Raw genomic sequence first — 21,965 nt, forward strand, 5'->3', positions numbered from 1 at the left:
ACTCATACTTCAACGCCTCCCAGAAGATAGCTTTGGTGCTGATGAATATGGCTTATGATGCGGCACATGGCGTCCAGCTGGGCCGGTACCTCGTTAAACTGGCCGCGGTCGTTAATTTCCAGCTGCCACGTCTGGTCGTCCTGACGCACTTTGACGCTGGCGCCTGCGACGAAGAAGCCCGGATTGGTGCTGTTGACAAAATCCTGCTCCAGGCTGAACACGGTGATTTTGTCTTTATACGGTTTTCCCTGCCACGGGCAGAACTGAGCGCAGTTGCCGCATTCGTTGCAATAAGCATCCAGATGCAGGGTCTGGAAGCGATTCTGGAAGCCCGGCACGGCCACGGAAATATTGGCGCGGTTCGGACAGACGTCGACGCACTTGCTGCACACGTAGTTGCACTCCAGGCAGCGGCTGGCTTCCTGCTCGACAAAAGCCTCGCGCTGGTTTTTATCCACCAGCGTGACGGCGATGGCGCCTTTACGCTGGTACACCTTCGCCGGATCGACGTTGTTCCAGACTTTGTTTCCGTAGCTGCTGGCGATATTTTCCCGGGCCAGGATCGCGTCCGTGGCCCGTCGCGCGTTGCCGATAGCGGAGACGATAGAAGAGGGGCCGCGCTGAACGTCGCCGATCAGGAAGACGTTCGGTTTGCTGGTCTCGCCATCGGCGTTGACCACCGGCCAGCCCTGCGGGTCGAGTGGGATCCCCATTGCCGACAGCGCTTCGCCGTCCTGCTGCTCGCCGATGGCGGTAATCAGAGAGTCGACTTGCAGGGTGCGAATCTCATCGGTTTCCACCGGGCGGCGGCGGCCTTTCTCATCCGGCTCGCCGAGCTTCATGACGCGTACGACGAGCGTCCCGTCGGCGTTAAACTGTTCCGGGTTGCATAGCCACTCGAAGTCGACGCCGTCGAGCAGCGCCTCATCGTACTCTTCGCGCCAGGCGGGCATCTCTTGCTGCGAGCGGCGATAGACGATGGTCGCGCTCTGCACGCCGGGCACGCGCAGCGCCGCGCGGGCGCAGTCCATGGCGGTGTTGCCGGCGCCGACCACGGCCACGCGTTTGCCCAGGTTCAGCTCGGCGCCGCGGTTAAACTCGCGCAGGAACTGCAGCGACTTATGCACGTTCTGGTTATCGCCGCCCAGCTTCACGCCGCTGTTTTTATCGGTACCGGTGCCGACCAGCACGTAACGAAAACCCTTCGCCTGCAGTTTTTCCACGCTCAGATGCGGGTCGCAGCCGTACTCAATTTTGACGCCGTGGGCGACGACAAAATCGATATCGTGCTGGATAAGCTCGCCGGGAATGCGGAACTGCGGAATGATATTCTTCACCACGCCCCCGGCGCTGGCTTCGCGTTCAAAAACCGTGACCGGATGCCCGGCGCGGGCGAGGAAGTATCCGGCGGCGAGACCGGCAGGGCCCGCGCCGATCACCGCTACCGGGTGCCGGGAGCCGGATCCCGCGGGCTTATGCCAGCGGCTGCGGTACTCGTCCCAGCCTTTCTCCAGCGCCACTTTTTTCAGCTCACGGATGTTGAGCGCGCTGTCGTAATCCAGACGCGTACAGTTGTACTGGCACTGGTGGTCGCAGATATGACCGGTGATGGCCGGCAACGCGTTGCGCTGATAGATCAGCTCCAGCGCGTCGGCGTAGCGATGCTCGCCCAGCAGGCGGATATACTCCGGAATATCCTGCTTGATGGCGCAGGCCGTCACGCAGGGGGCGACGTAGCAGTCCAGCAGCGGCAGCGGCTCGCCGGTATCAATGCGCTCTTCCGGCTTCCACTGTTTCTGGGTGTAGTCCATGCTCACCGCTTTTTCCGCCAGCGCGTTGAGGCGCTCGACGTCGATCTGCGTCATGTTCCAGCCGTCGGCTTTCTCCAGCTCGCGCATGCACTCGCTCAGGCGCAGATATCCTCCCGGCTTCAGCAGGTCGGTGGCCATGGTGATAGGGCGAATGCCGGTGTCGAAAATCTCGCGAATGTTGAGCTGGCTGGCGCCGCCGGAGTAGGAGATCGGCAGCTTGCCGTCAAACGCCCGCGAGAGCAGGGCGGCTACGTTGATCGATAGCGGGAATAGCGCGCGGCCTGACATATACATTTCATCTCCCGGCAGCGCTCCCTTGTTGTTGACGGTGCCGAGGGTGTTGGTCAGCTTGACGCCAAAGCCGAGGCTGCGCGCTTTCGCCAGCGCCATCAGGCGCGTCAGCATCTCCAGCGCCCGGTCGATCTTAAGGTCGTGGTCAAACGACGCTTCGCTAAGGCCGATATAGCCGAAGCCGCAGGCGTCGAGGATCTGGCGAACGCGCGGATAGCCGAGCAGGGTCGGGTTGAGCTTCACAAAGGTATTGAGATTTTTCTCCGTCAGCATATAGCGGCAGATGGCTTCAATCTCGTCCGGCGGGCAGCCGTGCATGGTTGAGAGGGTGACGCCCTGAACCAGCCTGGCCGGCACGCGTTGAGCCAGATTGTCCAGCCCGTCTTTGCGCGCGCAGGTTGGCAGGCTGTCGATAAAGGTTCTATTTTGCAGCCAGCGGTTCAGGGTGTCGCGGTACTGGGCGAATTTAGGATGGGCGGAAGCGTCCATCATGTTGTCGATAAATTCCTGCATTGGCGACTGCTTAATACCGTCAAGGTTGTAGCCGACGCTCATGTTGAAAATAAACGACTTGCTCTCTTTATGGGTGCCCAGCGGAAAGACCTGCTCCAGCAGATGCAGCGTGAACCAGGCTTTCAGGTACTCATCCCAGGCTTTTTTGAGGGTAAATTCGGTGGACCACTCGGTGTTGAAGCACTCATCTTCGGCATCGATGCAGGGCTTTTCCAGCTCCAGGCGGTCAAGGATCTGTACGGTTTTCAGCTCGATAAACCGCCCGCCGGTTAGCCAGGCGGTAATAATGTTCTGCGCCAGCTGGGTATGCGGCCCGGCTGCCGGGCCGAGCGGCGTCGCGCAGCTTTCGCCGAATACGCCGATCGACCGCTGCGCCTGCGGCGTATAAAACTGTTGCTCGGGGATGCCAAAAATAGTCCGCTGACTCTGATACTCGTCGAAAATGCGCGTTAAAAGCTCCTCAAACGGCACGGGACGCATTATATCTCCCATAACCCTCTCCTTAGATATCATTGTAAGATCGACATTGCCGGTGGTAATCATCCCGACGGATAACGAAAGAGGAGCAACAATCACACCAGTTATTCAAACCGCGGCGGTAGAATAATTAATTTGTGAACCAGGTCGAAACTCGACGCGAATGCGTGAATAATTCCACAGCGGGGAAATGAGAACTCAAATCAATACGCTTTATCATTCGGCGAGATTTCTCAAAATCAGATCCTGAATATCAGAATGATAATTTATGCCGGCCGTTCGGCGGTGATTTCAGCGGGCGGCTTTCTTTTACCGCGGCGACAGAGGAAATATTCGGCGTAGGATCCCTGCCGCAGCGTCATTACGGCTAACGAAATGACCTGTCTCACAATTTGCGATGAAAAACGGCGGCTAAGTATAAATATTGCATAGTCGATACGGGTCGCTGCGACGCTATTTCAACGCCGGGTAAACTCTCAAACTGAGAACCCGGGGAAATATCGCAGATAAACAAATATACCCAAAATAATTCGAGTTGCAGGACAAAACGGTTAACCGTTTTGAACAGCGCTTGCGCTGGCCCTGAAAGGGTGAGTCCCGTAGGGGCGAATCACGCGGCAACGCAGTGAATCCCCAGGAGCTTACTCTAGTAAGTGACTGGGGTGAGCGACAAATCTGCCGGGAGCAGATTTGAACGTCGCTTGCGACGGCCCGTGAGGGCGAGGCCCATGGATGGGCCGAGTAATCCGTAGCCAACGCACATGCAACTTGAAGTATGAAGGATATAGAGCCGTAAACATCGCCTTTGAGGTTAGTATGAATATTTTTGCAGAAGCAGCACGACTTGAGGAGCAGAATCGCCCCTTTGCCCTGGCGCAGATTGTCGAAAGTCGGGGCTCCACCCCCCGACACTCCGCTCAGATGCTTATCCGGGAGGACGGTTCGATTGTGGGCACCATTGGCGGCGGGATGGTGGAGCGTAAAGTCATCGATGCGGCGCTGGAAGCGCTGCGCGAACGGGCGTCGCGAATGTTTCACGGCCGCATGGCGCGCACCGGCAGCGACGCCGTGGGCTCCGACTGCGGCGGCGCGATGTCGGTTTACATCAGCGTGCACGGCCTGCGCCCGCGCCTGCTGCTGGTCGGCGCCGGGCACGTTAACCGCGCGGTTGCCCACGCCGCGGCGCGGGTGGATTTTGACATCTGCGTCGGCGATATCTATTCCGCCAGCCTTTGCCCCGACGCTTTTCCGCTTTCGGCGCGGCTGGTGCACGCTGCCAGCTTCACGGACGTAGTGGAGGCGATGGCGGTCCGGCCGCAGGATTTTGTGCTGATTGCCACCAACAACCAGGATCGGGAGGCGCTGGACAGGCTGATAACCCAGCCGGTGGCGTGGCTGGGGCTGCTGGCCAGCCGGCGGAAAGTGCAGGCCTTTGTCCGCCAGATGCGGGAAAACGGCGTAACGGAGGCGGATATCAGCCGTCTGCGGGCGCCGATTGGCTATGACATCGGCGCCGAGACGCCAAACGAGATTGCCATCAGCGTGCTGGCGGAGATCCTGCAGGTGAAAAACGGCGCGCCGGGGGGGCTGATGAACCAGGTGAGGCAAGCGTGCCAGCCGGATTGTCTGGCTGAGGCGGTTGAGGTCTGAGCTTCTGCGAGGGGAAATGTTGCCGGGAGGTTCCCGGCAACCCGTGGCGTACAGCTTATTGGCTAATAATGGTGCCCGTTTTTCCTTCAATCCCCTCTTTGGCTTTGCTCAGCATCGTGATCAGCGCTTTACGCCCCGGCCCTGAGCGGGCGAAGGCGGCGGCGGCTTCCACTTTTGGCAGCATTGAGCCTTTGGCAAAGTGCCCCTCTTCGATAAAGCGTTCGGCATCGCGCAGGGAGAGGTTATCCAGCCACTGCTCGTCAGGTTTACCGAAGTTGATCGCCACCTTTTCTACGGCGGTGAGAATGATCAGCAGGTCGGCGTCGATCATCTCCGCCAGCTTCGCGCTGGCCCAGTCCTTATCGATAACCGCGCTGGCGCCGCGCAGATGGTTACCCTCGCGAATCACCGGAATGCCGCCGCCGCCGACGGTGATCACCACGTGGCAATCATCCATCAGCGCTTTTACCGTTTGTTTCTCGATAATATCTACCGGCATGGGCGAGGCGACGACGCGACGGTAGCCGCGCCCGGCGTCCTCTTTCATGATGTAGCCGTTTTGGCTCAGCTTTTCGGCCTCTTCTTTGCTGAAGAACGAGCCGATGGGCTTGGTCGGATTAAGAAATGCCTTATCGTTAGCATCCACTTCCACCTGGGTTATCAGGGTCGCCACCGGGATATCCAGCTGGCGCGTTAGCAGTTCTTCACGAATCGCGTTCTGCAGGTCGTAGCCGATGTAGCCCTGGCTCAGGGCCACGCAGACCGACATCGGCAGCATGGGCGTATGGGCCTCGGTTTTTGCTGCGGCCTCGAAAGCCTGGTTGATCATGCCCACCTGCGGACCGTTGCCGTGAGTGACCACCACCTGGTGGCCAAGGGCGATAAGATCGACGATCGTCCGGGCGGTGTGTCGTACGGCCTGCATCTGTCCGGCGAGATCGTCGCCCAGCGCATTCCCGCCGAGAGCGAGAACAATTTTTTTACTCATAGCTTCCTCTCATTACGTTTCTGTTCCGCTGACGGCCTGGTGAGCGGTGGAAAAGGGTTGTCGGCGTAAAAAGCGGCCCTGTCCGGCGATGCCGGTAAAGGTGCCGTTATCAAAGATCACTCTGCCGTGGGAGAGCGTCTGGCGAATCGCGCCCTGACAGATAAAGCCTTCATAGGGTGAATAGTCGGCGTTGTCGTGCAGCATGGCATGACGGATGGTGGTGGTACGCTGCGGATCGATGATAACCACGTCGGCATCGGCGCCGGGCGCCAGCAGCCCCTTCTGCGGCCACAGGCCAAACAGCTTCGCCGGGTTGGCGCTGGTGAGCGCCACAAAGCGCTCAGGGGTGATGCGCCCGGTCATCACGCCGTGCGAGAACAGCAGCAGCAGCCGGTTTTCCACCCCCGGCAGGCCGTTCGGGCAGCGGCTAAAGTCGCCGCCGGAGATCTGCCTGCGCTGCTGCGCAGAGAACGCGCAGTGGTCGGTGGCGACCGTGTCAATATCTCCATCATGGATACCGCGCCATAGCGCATCGTTGTTGCTGGCGTTGCGCAGGGGAGGGCTGAGCAGATAGTTAAGCGCGTCTTCGCGCTCGTAGCAGCGCTCGTCCAGCAGCAGATACTGCGGACAGGTCTCCACCCACACCGGCTGGTGGCGTCTTCTGGCCAGGCGCAGGTACTCCAGGCCCAGGGCGTTGGAAAGATGCACGATATACAGCGGCGCGTTTCCCGCCAGCTGCGCGAGGTTGATCGTTCGGGCGATGGCTTCCGCCTCGCACTCCAGCGGGCGGCTCAGGGCGTGATAGCGCGGCGCGGTTTTACCGGCGTTGATAAATTCCGCCCGGCGCTGGGCGATGGCGGCATCGTTTTCCGGATGCACCGTCGTCAGCGCGCCGGCGCGCTGCAGGTGGCGCATCGCCTGCAATATCTCATCATCGCTGAGTTTGTACTGGTAGGTCAGATAGAGCTTAAAGCTGCTGATGCCGCTATCCACCATCATCGGGATCTCGTCGAGAATGCCGTGGTTAACGTGCTGGATAACGCCGTGAAAACTGTAGTCGATAACGGCTTTATAGGCGGCGTAGCCGCGATAGACTTCGAACTGGTGGCGCAGGTGGCAGCCGACGGGGCCAAAGCCCATATGATCAACAATGGTGGTGGTGCCGCCGCAGGCCGCGGCCCGGGTTCCGGTAAAAAAATCATCGCAGCTGCGGGCGAGCCCCACGTCAATATTGAAATGAGTATGAACGTCGACGCCGCCGGGCATCACGTAGCAGCCCTCGGCGTCAATCACTTCGCAGGGTTGTTCTGCCTCAATAGAATCGGCAAGGCGCTTGACGAGGCCATCTTCAATGAGCAGGTCCTGCTTTACCTGTCCGTCGGCGTTGACGACGAGGCCATTTTTAATCAGTACGCGCATAGAAACCTCAACATACCGCCGCAGAGCGCGGCGGCAGACAGGACGAACAATTACTCCGTAGCCAGCCAGCTCAGCGGGATGGCGGCATACATTGCGGCGCAGGTCACCAGATGCGATTTCCAGGTTTTCTCATTTGGCGCGTGCGCTTCCGGCTCTTTCCCTGGCCCAAAACCGATAACCGGAATGCCGTGGCGGCCCATAATTGACACGCCGTTGGTGGAGAAGGTCCATTTATCCACCACCGGAGCTTTGCCGAACAGACCTTCGTAGGCGTTACTCAGGGCGCGGACGGTGAAGTGGTTCTCTTCCACTTTCCAGGTCGGGAAGTAGCATTCGGTCGGGTAGACCAGGCCGGTCCAGGAGGGGCGCTCGTAGTTGTACATCGAGACCACCGCGGCGGCTTTTTTCACCGCCGGCAGCGCGCGGATCTCTTCCAGCGCGCCTTCCCAGGTTTCGCCCCAGGTCAGACGGCGGTCAATGGAGACGGCGCAGCTATCCGCTACCGCGCAGCGGCTCGGCGAGGTGAAGAAAATCTCGGAAACGGTCAGGGTGCCTTTGCCGAGGAACTCGTCATCGCCCAGCTTGTGCGAAAGCTGTTCCAGCTCGGTGAGAACGGGCGCCATTTTGAAGATGGCGTTATCGCCGCGCTCCGGGGCGGAGCCGTGGCAGCTGACGCCCTGAACCTCCACGCGGATCTCCATACGCCCGCGCTGGCCGCGGTAAATCTGGCAGTCGGTAGGTTCGGTGCTGACTACGAATTCCGGACGTATACCGGATTGTTCAATAATGTACTGCCAGCACAGGCCGTCGCAATCCTCTTCCTGAACGGTACCGGTCACCAGCAGGGTATACTCATCTTCCAGGCCCAGATCTTTAATGATTTTACCGGCGTAAACCATGGAGGCCATTCCGCCCTCCTGGTCAGACGCGCCGCGTCCGCCGATCAGCTCATCGGTCTCCATACCTTCGTACGGATCGAAGTTCCAGTTCTTGATGTTGCCAATGCCGACGGTATCAATGTGCGCGTCCATGGCGACCAGACGCGGGCCGTGGCCGATGTAGCCCAGCACGTTACCCATCGGATCGATTTCCACTTTGTCGAATCCGACTTTCTCCATCTCCTCTTTGATACGGTGCACCACGCGCTTCTCATCGCTGCTTTCGCTGGGGATGGCGATCATATCGCGCAGGAAGCGGGTCATCTCTTTTTCGTATTGTTTTGATTTTTCCAGGATCGCGTTGAACGGAATTTGCTTAGCCATAAGGATGTTCTCCAGTTCTGAATACGGGGGTCCCGCCGGGCGGGAGGAATGTTGATCAATCGGCTACTGCGCGGCCGGATGTTTGCCTTCCCAGACGACTTCGCGATAGTGCTTAACGTCGGTGTCGCCTTCGGTGCTAATCACCAGCACCACGGAATCGCTATCCAGCTTGAGCTTGTGCATCAGCGCTTCGCGCTGCGGATGGAAATAAATCGCCGCCAGCAGGCCGAGACCGACGGCGCCGGATTCGCCGGAAATAACGCGCGGATCCTGGCCCGCCGGGTTTCCCAGCACCCGCATACCGAGGGCGGCGACGGCGTCCTGACAGGAGACGAACTGCGTGGCGCAGTTGCGCAGCACTTCCCAGCCCAGCGGGTTGGGCTCACCGCAGGCGAGACCGGCCATAATGGTGGTCATATCGCCGCTGACGTTGACGATCTGGCCCTTCAGCGCAGAGCGGTAGAGACAGTCGGCCAGCTCCGGCTCGACGATAATGGAATGGAGATGCTTCGCGCCGTAGACATCGGCCAGGTAGCCCAGCACGCCCCCCGCCATCGCCCCCACGCCGCCCTGCAGAAGCACGTGCGTCGGACGGGCGATACCCATTGAGGAGAGCTGTTCTACCGTTTCATCGGCGAGGGTGGCGTAGCCCTGCATAATCCAGGTCGGAATTTTCGTATAGCCTTCCCAGGCGGTGTCCTGCACCACCTCCCAGCCGTTTTTCTGCGCGGTCTGCATGGTAAAGCGGACGGTGTCGTCGTAGTTCATGTCGGTGACGATACACTCGGCGCCGAGGCGCAGTATGGCGTCAACCCGCTCCTGCGCGGAGCCTTTCGGCATATAGATGACGGCGTTCTGGCCTAACTGGCGGGCTGCCCACGCCACGCCGCGGCCGTGGTTGCCGTCGGTCGTGGTGGCGAACGTCATCTTCTCTTTGATGCTGGATTTGAGCGTTTCGAAGGAGAGATCGTTGATATCTAAATGATATTTTTCACACAGCAGCCGGGCGATAGCATAAGAGCCGCCGAGCATTTTGAAGGCATTGAGGCCAAAGCGCCGGGATTCATCTTTAACGAGGATTTTTTGTACCCCAAACAGCGCGGAAAGTTCGTTCAGCGCCACCAGCGGCGTAGGCTGATAGCCGGCGATCTTTTGATGAAAGCGGCGAGCCTGCTGCGCCTGCTGGCGTGAAAACAGCGGTGAAATCTCTCCGTTAAAAAAACGGTTTTCGGCAATATCCATTTTCAGTGAGAAAGCAGACATACTCGATCCTTATCCTTTTTGAAATGCGAAAGTCGTGGGGCTGGCCCGCAGGCCAGCCTGGGGATTATTTGATGCGTTTCTGCGCTTCCTTGAGCAGCTGCTCCAGCACTTTGCCCGGGTTCGCGTATTTGCGGCAGACGATCATCGCGGCGATGATGTACGGCTTCCAGCTGGCCTCTTTGTAGGTCGGGATCCGGTACTTCTCGAAGACTCCCTCGGTGACTTCGCCCGCGTCGCAGGAGACGCCGGTGATATCCGCCGGCAGGCAGTGCATATACAGCGCGTCACCGTCGCGGGTGTGCTTCATCATCTCTTCCGTACAGTGCCAGTCTTTATGGCCGGCGTTCTGCTCAAGGCAGGCTTTCTCCAGCGCCTTCAGACCTTCATGGTCATTTGCGCGCAGCAGCTCGGTGCGTTTTTCCATTACCTTGTACGGCGCCCAGGATTTCGGATAGACGATATCGGCGTCTTTAAAGGCTTCCTCCATGCTGTTCACCTGGCGGAAGCTGCCGCCGGAGGCCTGGGCATTGTTTTTTGCCACTTCGATAACGTCAGGGATCAGGTCGTACCCTTCCGGGTGGGCGAGGGTGACGTCCATACCGAAGCGGGTCATCAGGCCGATAATGCCCTGCGGCACCGAGAGGGGCTTGCCATAGCTCGGCGAGTAGGCCCAGGTCATGGCGATCTTCTTACCTTTCAGATTCTCCAGCGAACCGAAGTGCTCGCGCAGCCAGGCGAGATCGGCCATGGATTGCGTCGGGTGGTCGATATCGCACTGCAGATTGATCAGCGCCGGTCGCTGCGGCAGGACGCCCTGCTTGTGGCCGTCGTCCAGCGCTTCGCCGACTTCGCGCATGTAGGCGTTGCCCGCGCCAAGGAACATGTCATCGCGAATGCCGATGGCGTCGGCGCAGAAGGAGATCATGTTGGCGGTTTCACGGACCGTTTCGCCGTGGGCAATCTGCGATTTCCCCTCATCCAGATCCTGTTGCGCCAGACCTAACAGATTAAGCGCGGAGGCATAGGAGAAGCGGGTGCGGGTTGAGTTATCGCGGAACACGGAAATACCCAATCCGCTGTTAAACACTTTGGTGGCGATATTTTCAGCGCGTAGCGTTTTTAGCGCGGCGGCGACGTCCAGCACCTGTTTCAGCTCATCCGGCGATTGTTCCCAGGTCAGCAGAAAGTCTTTCTCACTGAGATGAGAGTTAAGTTTATTGATATCCTTAATCAGTTCGTTAACAGTTTTCATGTTTCAATCCTGGTCGTGAATGACGGCTTATTGATTGCTGTGCGGTCGGATATGCAGAGTTGCCGAATTAGCGACTGCCAGCGCTGTATTACCACTAACAATAAGCGTGCCAAATCCTCCGGGAGAGGCGGCGGAGAGGATTGAATAGTTAAGATTATGCCAGGTCTGTCACGAATTCAGGCGAGTTATCCCGGGAAGAGAAAGGTGAAATTTTTCCCCCGCCGTCCATTTCAGCGGGACAGGCGCGGGTTGCCGCCGTAAATAATGCGATTCTCATCTTCACATTGCGCCAATATGATAAAAACCGCTGCAAATTTATCATAATGATAAGAAACTGTGATAGCTCTTGCATATTTAAGATAAGGTGGGGGAATTGGCCCTATCTATATCAACGCGGGTGGCTAAAAGGAGTGGTATCATTCCCCGCAGATAAATAAAGCCGCTTCGCTTGACGCCGAACAGGTGAGCAATAATAGAAGGCCGATAGACATGATACCGTCCAAAGCACCCTCCATTTTAATGCAGATTCAGCCTACAATTCAAAAGTTTGCAAGGATGTTATCCAGCGTGCTGCAGCTGGAGGTCGAGATTGTTGATAACGAATTATACCGGGTCGCCGGAACTGGCGCTTATAGTAAACAGATTGGCTATAAATTAAATTCAAATTCACGGCTTCTGCGTTACATTATTGAAACACAGACCGAGAAGGTCGTTACCCACTCCCGCTTCGACCCCCTGTGTAAAGACTGTAACAATAAGGAGAAATGCGAAGAGAAAGCCTTTCTTGGCACGCCGGTGATGTATCACGACCGCTGCGTCGGCGTTATTAGCCTGGTTGCGCTGACGCGCGAGCAGCAGGAACGTATAAATGCGAATATCCAGGAGTTTTCTGATTATGTTCGTCATGTCTCAACCATATTCGTTTCCCGCTTTTTGCAGGAGCGGGCGGTCGGCGACAATATCCATAAAATATTTTTAACCATGATCGAAAATATGGATCAGGGCGTACTGGTCGTGGGCAACGATCAAAGAGTCAAATTTGCCAACCAGGCCGCTTTGAAAATAATGAGCGTCACTCAGGGACAGGTGATTGGTAAGTCAATCCAGTTTCAGCCGTTGACTTTCGAAGATAATTTCAAGCACGGCCATATGCAGCACATTATCTCCTTTGACGATCGCAAGGAGCTCATTATCGGCCAGCTGCACGCGGTGCAGGATCAGTGGTTATTTTTAATGGCGTTCCATCAGTCGCACTCTTCGGCCGATTTCAGCTGCGGGCAGGAAGGGCCGCAGATTGAAGCGATGGTCGGAGAGTGTCGACCTATGCGGCAGCTCAAAAAGCTGATCAGCCGCGTGGCCCCGAGCCCCTCCAGCGTAATGATTGCCGGTGAAAGCGGGACCGGGAAAGAGGTGGTTGCCCGCGCTATCCACAAGCTCAGCGATCGCCACGCGAAGCCCTTTATCGCGATTAACTGCGCCGCGATACCCGAGCAGCTGTTAGAAAGCGAACTGTTTGGCTACGTGAAGGGGGCGTTTACCGGCGCATCGGCAAACGGTAAGACCGGCCTGATTCAGGCGGCCAATAGCGGGACGCTGTTTCTTGACGAAATTGGCGATATGCCGCTCACTCTGCAGGCCAAGCTGCTGCGGGCCATTGAGTCACGTGAGATTCAGCCGGTGGGCGCCAGCCATCCGGTTCAGGTCGATATTCGTATCATATCCGCTACCAATCAAAACCTGGAACAGTACATCGCGGAAGGGAAGTTCCGCGAAGATCTCTACTATCGTCTGAACGTGATTCCGCTGCGCCTGCCGCCGCTGCGCGAACGTCAGGAGGACATTGAACTGCTGATTCACTATTTCCTGCATCTGCATACCGGTCGTCTCAATCTGGTTTATCCCGGCGTCGCGCAGGACGTGATCGATTTCCTTAAGCGCTATCGCTGGCCGGGCAATATTCGCGAACTCAGCAACCTGATGGAGTACCTGGTCAACGTGGTGCCGTCGGGAGAAATCATCGATATGTCGCTGCTGCCGCCGAATCTGTTAAGCAGCGGTGAAGCGGCGAGCCAGGCGACGTCGTCGGCTTCAGCGCCAGCGACCCTCACTCAGGAGGAGAACGTGACGGCGCTGGAGGAGATGGAGCGGCAGATGATCCGCGATGCGCTCTCTCGCTACAGTAATAAAAAGCAGGCGGCGGATGAGCTGGGCATCGGCATCGCCACGCTGTATCGCAAAATAAAGAAATATTCGCTGGCGGCGGGTCAGAACTGACGGGAACTGCGGGCAATAAAAAATCCACGCGAGCGCGTGGATTTTGTGGATCGCATGACGGCGAAGAAATGCTTAGACGTTGAATCGTGATTGTGAATTTATTATTTTTATATTTAAAATTTTTATTTTTGATTGTTATTTTTATACTCATGCCTGTACTCACTTTAGTTGAGGCTGCTATCTGAGGAGAATTATCACAACTCATGTTCATCTATTCTTCTTACCAAGGGTATATCTTTTTTCGCTGCCCTTCATAAGCTACTTTAGCTTAACTTATTGTTTTATTAGTGCGAATGTATCGTTTATAGTATGGTTATATGCTTAAAAAGCATAGCATGTACAAGCACTCAAGCTAGTAACTAGCTGTATAGGACAAAGATTCTAGCATAGGGCGACTAACGCTATTCACTGTCAGAAGGAGCTATCAATTGAGTAAAGCTGGTATTCAATCTAATAGGGGGGATGGATATCAAACGTTGGTAGCGTTTGAGTGGGCTTTGACCGTGTTATCCAATCCTGATTATCAATGGTTAGAGACAGATTCAGTGAAATGGCTGGTCGATGACGTTGTGATAGGGCGGACTGACGGTACAATAATTTGTTGTCAGTGCAAAAAAAATCAAACAGGATTTCGAGCGTGGTCGTTCACCGATCTTAATGATGAGCTAGAAAAGGCCATTAAAATGCTTATACAAGATCCTACTACGACAGTCAGATTCTACTCCCGTACCCCTTTTGGTGAACTGGCAGCTTTACAAGAGTTTAGTACTAATTTTCCAGATGAAAGTGTCTATCATGCTGCTTTAAAAGAGATAAAGGTACATGAAGCGACAAATAGAAAGCTCAGTGAATTAATTGCAAAAATATCTTCTAATTTTAATAGTTATGAGCTTTTATCCAGAACAAAATTTGTTACTAGCGATATTCATGAGCGAATGCGAGAAACAGTAGAAGAGCGCTTACAATATTTGGTGAGTAATTCTGTTGCAGCTTTTAATTCACTTTGGACTTGCCTTGATTACCAAGGGATGCGAGTTGCTGATACGCAAGATAATAAACTGTCATCTTGCTCGCGTTTAACCAAAACCGACCTTATAAATCTTCTTTCTCAGTCAGGTTGTGTCATTTCTCCTCCAACAGACATTCAATCTATTTTTAATTCATTCAGAAAAACATCATCGATTGGTCGTTCGTGGCAAAGAGATATTGGTGGTCATCGCATTGACACTCTTTTAGTTAGTGAATTAATTGAGGCTATCAAAAGCAAGAGCCATTCCATATTAGTGACTGGAGGGCCGGGTTCAGGGAAAACGTGTATTCTACTTGAATTGCAGGAGAAATTAGAGCAATTGGCGCAATCTGATAGTGTTATGTTACCGTTATTTATTCAATCGCGAGAGTTTGCTGATTTAGAAACTGCACAGGAACGGCAATCTCTAGGATTAGATGAGCAATGGATTGAAAAGATTGCGCGTGTAGCTGACAGCTATCATGTAATAGTCATAATTGATTCACTTGATGTGCTTGCTATAGCTCGAGAACATACGGTGCTAACGTATTTTTTAGCTCAAATAGATCAGCTGTTATTAATTCCAAATGTTACCGTTATTACGGCTTGCAGAGAGTTTGATAGACATTACGATAGACGTATATCTCAGCGCTCATGGGATAAAGAGTTTAAGTGCCAGCCGTTAGATTGGGAAGGTGAAATCATGCCGTTGCTTGAAAAACTCTCAATCGACTCATCAGCTATTGATAACATAACGCGACATTTAATTAGCAATCCACGTGAGTTAGATCTATTTATAAATCTTGCTCAAAGAGATGGTAGTTTTAATATAGTGACTAGCCAAGTGCTAGCTCAACGCTATATTGATTCAATTATGTTGACGAATCCATCGCTAGGTGATGAAGGGAAAATAGCACTTGAAAATATGGCCACGGAAATGTTAAAGCTTCGTACCCTGTCGATACCAACTCAACGATTTACTGCTTCAGATGACATTCGTAGAATGCTACTTAGTCATAATGTTTTGCATGAAACTGAGGATAATAAATTAACATTTGGGCATCAAACGTTACTTGATGTATTAGTTATTAGTAGAGCGATTCGTCATGGATTGACCTTAAATAATTTTATAAAGGATCTCCCTCCAGTACCTTTTGTCCGCCCATCTATTCGTAGCTTTATTGCACAGCTTGTCAATGAAGGAAGACAAGAGTTTAGAAAACAGTTACGAACGGTGCTTACCGGAACTTATGCTTTTCATATACGTCGCCTAGTTGCCGAGTGTTTTGCTGAGCAATTACCTCAAGATGATGATTGGCCAATGTTACGTGATTTACGTAATACGCATCGAGATGTTTTCCAAGTTATTTATAGTAAAGCTTCACAAGTTGAATGGCATCATTTTTGGCTAAGGAATCTTGTTCCGGTTTTAAAAAACACGCGTGATGTTGATGGTATAGGAATTCATACTTACCGTATAGCGCATTGGTTAAATCTAGATCCATCAGGTGTCGTTTATTTTTGGATGGAAATATTAAGATCTGATTGGATAGATAAGTCACAATTGATCAGTAAGATTGCTGTTTCCATATCAAACATAAAGGAAGATCATGCATATTTGATGTCTCCTTTATTGCTGGAGTTATTTAAATTCCCACAAGAAAAATATAGCTTTTTAGGTAGAGCCCTTGCTCGCTGTGTTGCTGTAGGGGGGGGCGATGATGCGGTGCTTTGGGATTACATCATTGCTGATGTTAAAGATGAAGACATACTGTCATATCGTTTTGGAAATAAACTTAAGTGCCGACCACACGAATTTGGTGATAAGGATAATAAATTCCTTTCAAATAGAATGATTAATTCTATTATTTTGTTAGAACGGGCTATATCGACACTTGAACAGTGGAGCCAAGTGCGGAGTTCTAGATATGAAGAAAAAAATAATTATCGAAGTGGTTTTCTAAGTGGAACTTCTCATTCTGATGATCGCAGAATGAGAGACTTTGAGCATAAAGATAGTCAACGTGTCCTGATGGATGCTTTAGAAGTTGCTATTATTCATCATGCTAATATCAATTCTGAGTGGTGGCAAAACAATCGTGAACGTTTATGCTTTAATCTGGAAGGTTCACTTCGTTACTTTGCATTGTTAGCATGCATTAATTCTCCGCTAACTAATCTTGACATATCCTCTCGTTTGCTGTTGAAAGCGGATTTATTAAAGTCTGAGCTTTCACATGAATTGGGTACTTTAGTTCAGAAAGTTTTTATCCATTTGAGTTCAGAATCCCAAGACGCAATACAGATTATAATACTTTCTCTTTCTCAGAGATATACTGATGTCCCTGAGCATAGGCAATATATGCTTAAAGAGCAGGTCAAGTTTATTATTTGTATACCGTGCCATTTACGCTCATCGTCATGTGTAAGTATTTTAGATGAATATATTCGTTCAAACTGGCCACTTGAACATAAACCAGATGTTAATGGATGGTGCGGAATAGTAAGAGCTCCGTTCTCATTTGAAATTTTTAATGAGCTTAGCAATGAAGGCGTTCTCAGTCTTCTTGAGCACTATAATGGGTATAGGCGAGACTCATTTAGCGACATGTTAATTGGTGGAGAGGAGGAAGTTGCTCAACAACTGAGTGAGGCATCCTCAAGGGATCCATTACGATTTTTGTTTTTTTTATCTTCTTACTGGCAGGATATAAATGAAGAGTTCCGAAATCATATTATGGATGGTGTTGCACATTATTTGAATTATCGTTATGGAAACCTTCGCCAAAATAATGACTGGAAACCGATTAATGAACCTAATATTGATTTTTTAGTTAGCAACACTTTAGATGAATTGGAACGACATTCTGTCTATTGGAGGCAAAACCGCTCTGCTTCCGAAGTGCTACAAGGATGTTCGCATGTAGTAAAAGATATCAATAATGCGGAAAGAATAACTTTTTTATCTATTCCCTATTTAGCAGTGGAAGAAAAAGATCCTATCTCAGGAGATGGTGTCACTTTTATTGGCGTAGGTATTAATATGATTCGAGGGCATATCGCTGATGCCCTTATGGTTATGGCAATAAAGTTACATGAAGAACATATATCTTGGCCTGAGTTATTGTTACCAACACTACATCAATTTTCTACTAACGATCATCCTGCGGTGAGAGCTGTAGTATTACGCCGTTTACCTTATTTACAGAATATTTTACCTGAAGTTGGTTGGGGAGTATTTGAATTAATAATGCGGAAAGGTAGCGAAGGGCTTTGGGATATGGCAGAATGTTGTCTCTATTATACCTATTATCATGAGTTCGACAGAGTTTCCCCATGGTTAAATAAGATTGTATCTGAAGATATTAAAGATGGATTGCAAGCATGGGGAAGAATATCTGCATTAGCTGTATTGTCAGAAAAAATAGAAAATTGTGATTTTATCAAACAATTAAAAGAATTAAGCGATAGTGATGCATGGGAAGGTGCTATCGATGTTTGGACACATCATGAGAATTTTCAGCGGCATCGGGATTTATGTCTTGCTGGATTAGCCGCTGCGTTAAGTGATGATAATCAATATTCCTCAGTATTAATAGCGTCAATGGGTAGTATTTTTAGAGAGAAAGAGCCGGTTATTATTTTACCTGTACCAGTGTTAGAGCGTTATTTTTCATTAGTATCTATGAGTTCAGAGCCATCGAAAATTGGTTTATTCGATTTTGGCGCATGGTTAAATATTGTTTCATGCATAGAACCATTGTATGCATTGAAGGCTACGGAGATTTATCTTGAATATGTTCGTACAACAAAAACCTATTTGCATGACTATAATAATAGTTTAATGCAGCTATTGACTCGTTTATTTGCACAAGCAGAAGAGCAGGAAGAATCGGATGACGGAGAAATGCTATATCGAGTAGTTGTTTTGCAAGACACTATGTTGGCCTTAGGTGTTGATGGGGTGAATACATGGTTAGAGGCAGCTGAGAGAGCATAATTAACTATCTGTGAACTATATGGATATTAAGGTGGATAGATTGAAAAAATATTTATTGATAGAATGGATTAAGTGTTTTTATTCTCGTTTGAATGTTAGTCAAAAATTGCATTTAAATTATATTTTATTGTTTGTCTATACATACGTAATATTTCTTGTATTGAGTTATGGTCAAATGTTCAGGTCTGCATTCTTATTGGCTATTGTATTTTGGTGTATTGCATTGGCATATGATGCTATTCTTCTATATAAGAAAATTTATGAAAATGTTATAGGGAAAGCATTGTTAACAATAATATTGGTTGTCGGGACTAATTTTTCTATATCTATTGCTGGGATCATATTAAATGATGTTAGCGGAGTTGAGCCTTCTAATTTTCCTCATGCATTAATTATTGTTTCTATTTTAACCATTCCATTCATTACAGCTTTAATTGCTTTGTTTTTATATTATATCTTAGCCTTAATTGTTTTTCCTTTTATACTTCTATATTTTTTATTATTGGATGCTAAAGTAAATGATTTTTTATTCCCCTTCAAAAGTGAAAAAGATGATATTTATCTAAAGAAATCCACAATACTAATCAAGATTTTTAGTTTTGGCATTTTTTTTGTTTTCATTTATGGAGTATCACAAAATACTATGTCATGGTATGAAAAGAATTTATCAAAATTTGCAGAGAAATTTATATATACATTTGAGATGTATTCGAAAAGCCCATGCGATCTTGGTAGTGATACTAAATCATTGTTTATAAATGATGATAGAATTATTTTTGCAAAAAAAAGTTGGTGATGAAGTTATTTTTCAAGTTGAGGAATGTAATTATAAAAAATAGCATATATAACATTTAATATTATGTTGGGGAGATGACTCTCCCAACATTATCTCTGAATTATGTAAAGTGTTCCACAATAATGGAAATTTTTGTGTTAAATTTAACTTCCAGCATTTCGTGTGTACATTTTGTGAAAATGAAGAAAGCGACGAGATTGAAATACCGTGCGATTGTTGTGGTTCAATGGCTGTTGCTGACGAAATGGCAACATGGTAGATGGACGACGGTTCGGTAGAAAACCGTTGCTATTTTTGCCAGGTCAATATTTCGCAGATAAAGATGTTCGATTCTATGGCTAGATAGCGTCTTATATTTATCTGTATTTAGATTGATAAGTTGATAAAATTTTGGATGTGACCATGTGAACGCCTTGCCCAGCCATAAATTAGCAAAGAATAGGTCAATACCAGCGTCTCTACTCATAAACAATGCTGTGTGTGGTGAAAATCGTTCATTGTGAGGACATTACAAATGATTAACCACATAATTTTTATTGTTGATTAACGCACCCACCTTTGATCTCCTCCCTGAAAACAGTGCCAGACTAAACTGAAGTCTCCGGTCTTTCTTCCATCTCACAGAGAGGCACATCGCCATGAAAAAGACCCGCTATACCGAAGAACAGATCGCGTTTGCGCTGAAACAGGCCGAAACCGGCACCCGTGTCGGGGAAGTCTGCCGAAAGATGGGGATTTCTGAAGCCACTTTTTATAACTGGAAGAAGAAATTCGCCGGTCTGGGCGTGACCGAACTGCGGCGTCTGCGGCAACTGGAGGATGAAAATCAACGGCTGAAGAAACTGGTGGCTGACCTGAGTCTGGACAAGGAGATGCTGCAGGAGGTACTGAAACAAAAGTTCTGAGGCCGGCTCAGAAGCGTCAGGCGGTGCATTTTCTGCGGGAGGCTTACCGTATCAGTGTCCGACGGGGATGCGGACTGCTGATGCAGAGCAGAACCGTTTACCACTGGCAGAGCCGGCGGGATGATCGGGCGATAACCCTGCGTATCCGGGAAATAGCGGAAACCCGGATCCGCTACGGTTGCCCGCGTATTCATATTCAGCTGCGGCGGGAAGGCTGGCCTGTTAACCACAAGAAAACACACCGGATTTACTGTCTGGAAGGCCTCAACCTGCGCAGAAAACGCCCGCGCAGGCATGTCAGTGCAGCACATCGTCAGCAACGTCCGGTCCTGACCGGTGTCGATCAGTGCTGGAGTATGGATTTCGTGTCGGATAACCTGTTTAACGGACGACGTTTCCGGGCGCTGACTGTAGTGGATAATTTTAGTCGGGAGTGTGTGGCGATCCATGCCGGAAAGTCGCTGAAAGGTGAGGATGTGGTCGGTGTGATGGAAGGGTTGCGGGTGCTGGGCAAGCGCCTGCCGGTACGTATTCAGACAGATAACGGCAGCGAGTTTATTTCGAAAATTCTGGATAAATGGGCGTATGAGCACGGTGTCACAATGGACTTCTCCCGCCCCGGAAAACCAACCGATAACCCGTTTATTGAGTCATTTAATGGCAGTCTGCGGGATGAATGCCTGAACATTCACTGGTTCCTGTCGCTGGAAGATGCGCAGGACAAACTCGACAACTGGCGCAGGGAATATAATCATGAGAGAACGCATTCATCATTAAATGACATGACTCCGGCTGAATTCATCCGAAGTCTCCGGAAAGACGAGGATCTCTGATTTAGCACTGCACTGAATTTGGGCCAGGGTCAGAAAGACGAGGATCTCTGATTTAGCACTGCACTGAATTTGGGCCAGGGTCACAGGGTCACCAGGGTCACACGATGAGCTTGTCATGAGGAATGTTCTCTACGTTCTGATCTGTGTTAAGAATGGGTAAAAAGCGATCTACTGGTCGTCGTCACATCATCCAGTAGTCGTGAAAGTTGACTACTTTCCTATCTGAATTGATGAGAATCGTTCTACATGCGTTATGGCAAACGCTGTGATAAGTTGTTGTCTGCCCGTATCAGAGCCAGATGGCCCCTTGATGACGTCGGGCTACAGATGATGTGAAGTCGTGTCGAAACCTTGATATAATGAGTACAGATTACACATTCGATAGCTGAGGAATCGCGATGAGCAATGACAAGAAAACGCAGGTGTATTACGTTAAACCGTCTCGCGCTGACATTGTTCGCTCGGTAGCAACGTCAACCGCCGTTGAGACGGGGCAGTCTTCTGAGAAGATCGAAGCTTCGCTTGAAGCGACGCGCAAAAAGTTCGCCCATCTTCGTCTTGCTGTTTAATCACGTCTTAACGCAGTACCGACCCAATAACACATCGGGCCGTAGTCCATTGACATACCTGCGTGGATAGCCGAAATATATTCGGCTTTGTTTTGCTCCCAGCTTTGATAATCCAGCGGCCTGTGTCCCCCCTGAACCGCCATCACATCAGCTAAAAGTCGTGATAAACGTCCATTGCCTTCCCGGAATGGATGGATGAGTATCAGCTCTACATGGGTTACAGCAATAGCCTCTATGATCTGTTCTTCGCTCATGTTGGTGCATGGTGTATATCGGGCAAGGTATTTAGCGTCGAATTCGTGTATTAGTTTTGGCAACTGTGCAGAGGGCGCGAACATAAAGCCCCCTTTGCTGATATTGACAGTCCTTTCTTGCCCGGCCCACTCATAGATGTTTCCCAGCCAGCGGCGATGCCAGCTTTTCAGCAAAGCAATGGTGATCTGCCCTGCTGGAAACTGCTCTTCAAAAATGCAGTGATAGAGCTTCTCTAACAGCACAAGCTCCGCTTCGTCCATCTCACCAGAATCAGCAATCCCCAGCTTATTTGCCAGAACTTGCTCATCGGAGTTTTTCTCATATTGTCCTTCACTGCCAGAGATACGGTATCGGCTCATGGGAACATCCTGCGCTAATGGGTGCTAAGAAATTATAAC

The 21,965-nt window shown here is 50.8% G+C and carries 12 protein-coding genes and 1 pseudogene; 6 read left to right on the plus strand and 7 right to left on the minus strand.

Annotated elements, in window-relative coordinates; all coding sequences use genetic code 11:
- Window positions 1-2 precede the first annotated feature (2 nt).
- Window positions 3-3,107, minus strand: a complete 3,105-nt coding sequence (gene ygfK / locus ABLU88_RS07775; RefSeq protein ID WP_032718847.1) for a putative selenate reductase subunit YgfK — start codon at window positions 3,105-3,107, stop codon at window positions 3-5.
- An 801-nt stretch (window positions 3,108-3,908) separates the two neighbouring features.
- Here ygfK and ABLU88_RS07780 point away from each other — a divergent pair.
- A pseudogene (locus ABLU88_RS07780) lies at window positions 3,909-4,685 on the plus strand (XdhC family protein); the annotation flags it as partial.
- Between the two features lie 112 nt (window positions 4,686-4,797).
- On the opposite strand, the gene arcC reads toward ABLU88_RS07780, so the two are convergent.
- From arcC to ygeW, 5 genes are all read right to left on the minus strand, one after another.
- Window positions 4,798-5,730 carry a carbamate kinase gene (arcC, locus tag ABLU88_RS07785; protein ID WP_014229764.1) on the minus strand — a complete coding sequence of 311 codons (933 nt, stop codon included), beginning with the start codon at window positions 5,728-5,730 and terminating at the stop codon, window positions 4,798-4,800.
- 12 nt (window positions 5,731-5,742) lie between these two features.
- Window positions 5,743-7,149, minus strand: a complete 1,407-nt coding sequence (gene hydA, locus ABLU88_RS07790) for a dihydropyrimidinase (RefSeq protein WP_348836281.1) — start codon at window positions 7,147-7,149, stop codon at window positions 5,743-5,745.
- 50 nt (window positions 7,150-7,199) lie between these two features.
- The gene (locus tag ABLU88_RS07795) at window positions 7,200-8,411 is read right to left on the minus strand and encodes a YgeY family selenium metabolism-linked hydrolase (RefSeq protein WP_004851906.1); all 1,212 of its coding nucleotides are present in this window, start codon (window positions 8,409-8,411) and stop codon (window positions 7,200-7,202) included.
- Window positions 8,412-8,474: 63 nt separating this feature from the next.
- Window positions 8,475-9,674, minus strand: a complete 1,200-nt coding sequence (dpaL, locus tag ABLU88_RS07800) for a diaminopropionate ammonia-lyase (RefSeq protein ID WP_064375326.1) — start codon at window positions 9,672-9,674, stop codon at window positions 8,475-8,477.
- A gap of 64 nt (window positions 9,675-9,738) precedes the next feature.
- Window positions 9,739-10,926, minus strand: a complete 1,188-nt coding sequence (gene ygeW, locus ABLU88_RS07805; protein ID WP_004851903.1) for a knotted carbamoyltransferase YgeW — start codon at window positions 10,924-10,926, stop codon at window positions 9,739-9,741.
- A 489-nt stretch (window positions 10,927-11,415) separates the two neighbouring features.
- Between ygeW and ABLU88_RS07810 the strand changes: the two genes are divergently transcribed.
- The 5 genes from ABLU88_RS07810 (at window position 11,416) to ABLU88_RS07830 (ending at window position 21,312) form a co-directional block, all read left to right on the plus strand.
- On the plus strand, window positions 11,416-13,200 hold the full coding sequence (locus ABLU88_RS07810) for a sigma-54-dependent Fis family transcriptional regulator (protein ID WP_046877763.1): 1,785 nt from the start codon (window positions 11,416-11,418) through the stop codon (window positions 13,198-13,200).
- Between the two features lie 476 nt (window positions 13,201-13,676).
- On the plus strand, window positions 13,677-18,209 hold the full coding sequence (locus tag ABLU88_RS07815) for an ATP-binding protein (protein WP_348836282.1): 4,533 nt from the start codon (window positions 13,677-13,679) through the stop codon (window positions 18,207-18,209).
- 31 nt (window positions 18,210-18,240) lie between these two features.
- A complete protein-coding gene (locus tag ABLU88_RS07820) occupies window positions 18,241-19,005 on the plus strand; it encodes a hypothetical protein (protein WP_348836283.1) in 765 nt (254 codons plus the stop codon).
- Window positions 19,006-19,643: 638 nt separating this feature from the next.
- A protein-coding gene (locus ABLU88_RS07825) for an IS3 family transposase (RefSeq protein WP_108703685.1) occupies window positions 19,644-20,743 on the plus strand; the annotation gives its coding sequence in 2 pieces (ribosomal slippage) (window positions 19,644-19,899 and window positions 19,899-20,743; 1,101 coding nt in all).
- Between the two features lie 398 nt (window positions 20,744-21,141).
- Window positions 21,142-21,312, plus strand: a complete 171-nt coding sequence (locus ABLU88_RS07830; protein ID WP_004900141.1) for a hypothetical protein — start codon at window positions 21,142-21,144, stop codon at window positions 21,310-21,312.
- Here the strand turns inward: ABLU88_RS07830 and ABLU88_RS07835 are convergent.
- The gene (locus ABLU88_RS07835) at window positions 21,309-21,926 is read right to left on the minus strand and encodes a Fic family protein (RefSeq protein WP_049069127.1); all 618 of its coding nucleotides are present in this window, start codon (window positions 21,924-21,926) and stop codon (window positions 21,309-21,311) included. The two genes, ABLU88_RS07830 and ABLU88_RS07835, sit on opposite strands and share 4 nt — an antisense overlap.
- Window positions 21,927-21,965: the final 39 nt, after the last annotated feature.

The sequence above is a fragment of the Klebsiella sp. GW_Kp182 genome, assembly GCF_040062275.1.
GTDB lineage: Bacteria > Pseudomonadota > Gammaproteobacteria > Enterobacterales > Enterobacteriaceae > Klebsiella > Klebsiella michiganensis.

What these genes read in the sequence shown, in the direction of transcription:
- ygfK (WP_032718847.1), bottom strand. Translation starts at nt 3,107, where the DNA reads ATGGGAGATATAATGCGTCCCGTGCCGTTTGAGGAGCTTTTAACGCGC.
- arcC (WP_014229764.1), bottom strand. Translation starts at nt 5,730, where the DNA reads ATGAGTAAAAAAATTGTTCTCGCTCTCGGCGGGAATGCGCTGGGCGAC.
- hydA (WP_348836281.1), bottom strand. Translation starts at nt 7,149, where the DNA reads ATGCGCGTACTGATTAAAAATGGCCTCGTCGTCAACGCCGACGGACAG.
- ABLU88_RS07795 (WP_004851906.1), bottom strand. Translation starts at nt 8,411, where the DNA reads ATGGCTAAGCAAATTCCGTTCAACGCGATCCTGGAAAAATCAAAACAA.
- dpaL (WP_064375326.1), bottom strand. Translation starts at nt 9,674, where the DNA reads ATGTCTGCTTTCTCACTGAAAATGGATATTGCCGAAAACCGTTTTTTT.
- ygeW (WP_004851903.1), bottom strand. Translation starts at nt 10,926, where the DNA reads ATGAAAACTGTTAACGAACTGATTAAGGATATCAATAAACTTAACTCT.
- ABLU88_RS07810 (WP_046877763.1), top strand. Translation starts at nt 11,416, where the DNA reads ATGATACCGTCCAAAGCACCCTCCATTTTAATGCAGATTCAGCCTACA.
- ABLU88_RS07830 (WP_004900141.1), top strand. Translation starts at nt 21,142, where the DNA reads ATGAGCAATGACAAGAAAACGCAGGTGTATTACGTTAAACCGTCTCGC.
- ABLU88_RS07835 (WP_049069127.1), bottom strand. Translation starts at nt 21,926, where the DNA reads ATGAGCCGATACCGTATCTCTGGCAGTGAAGGACAATATGAGAAAAAC.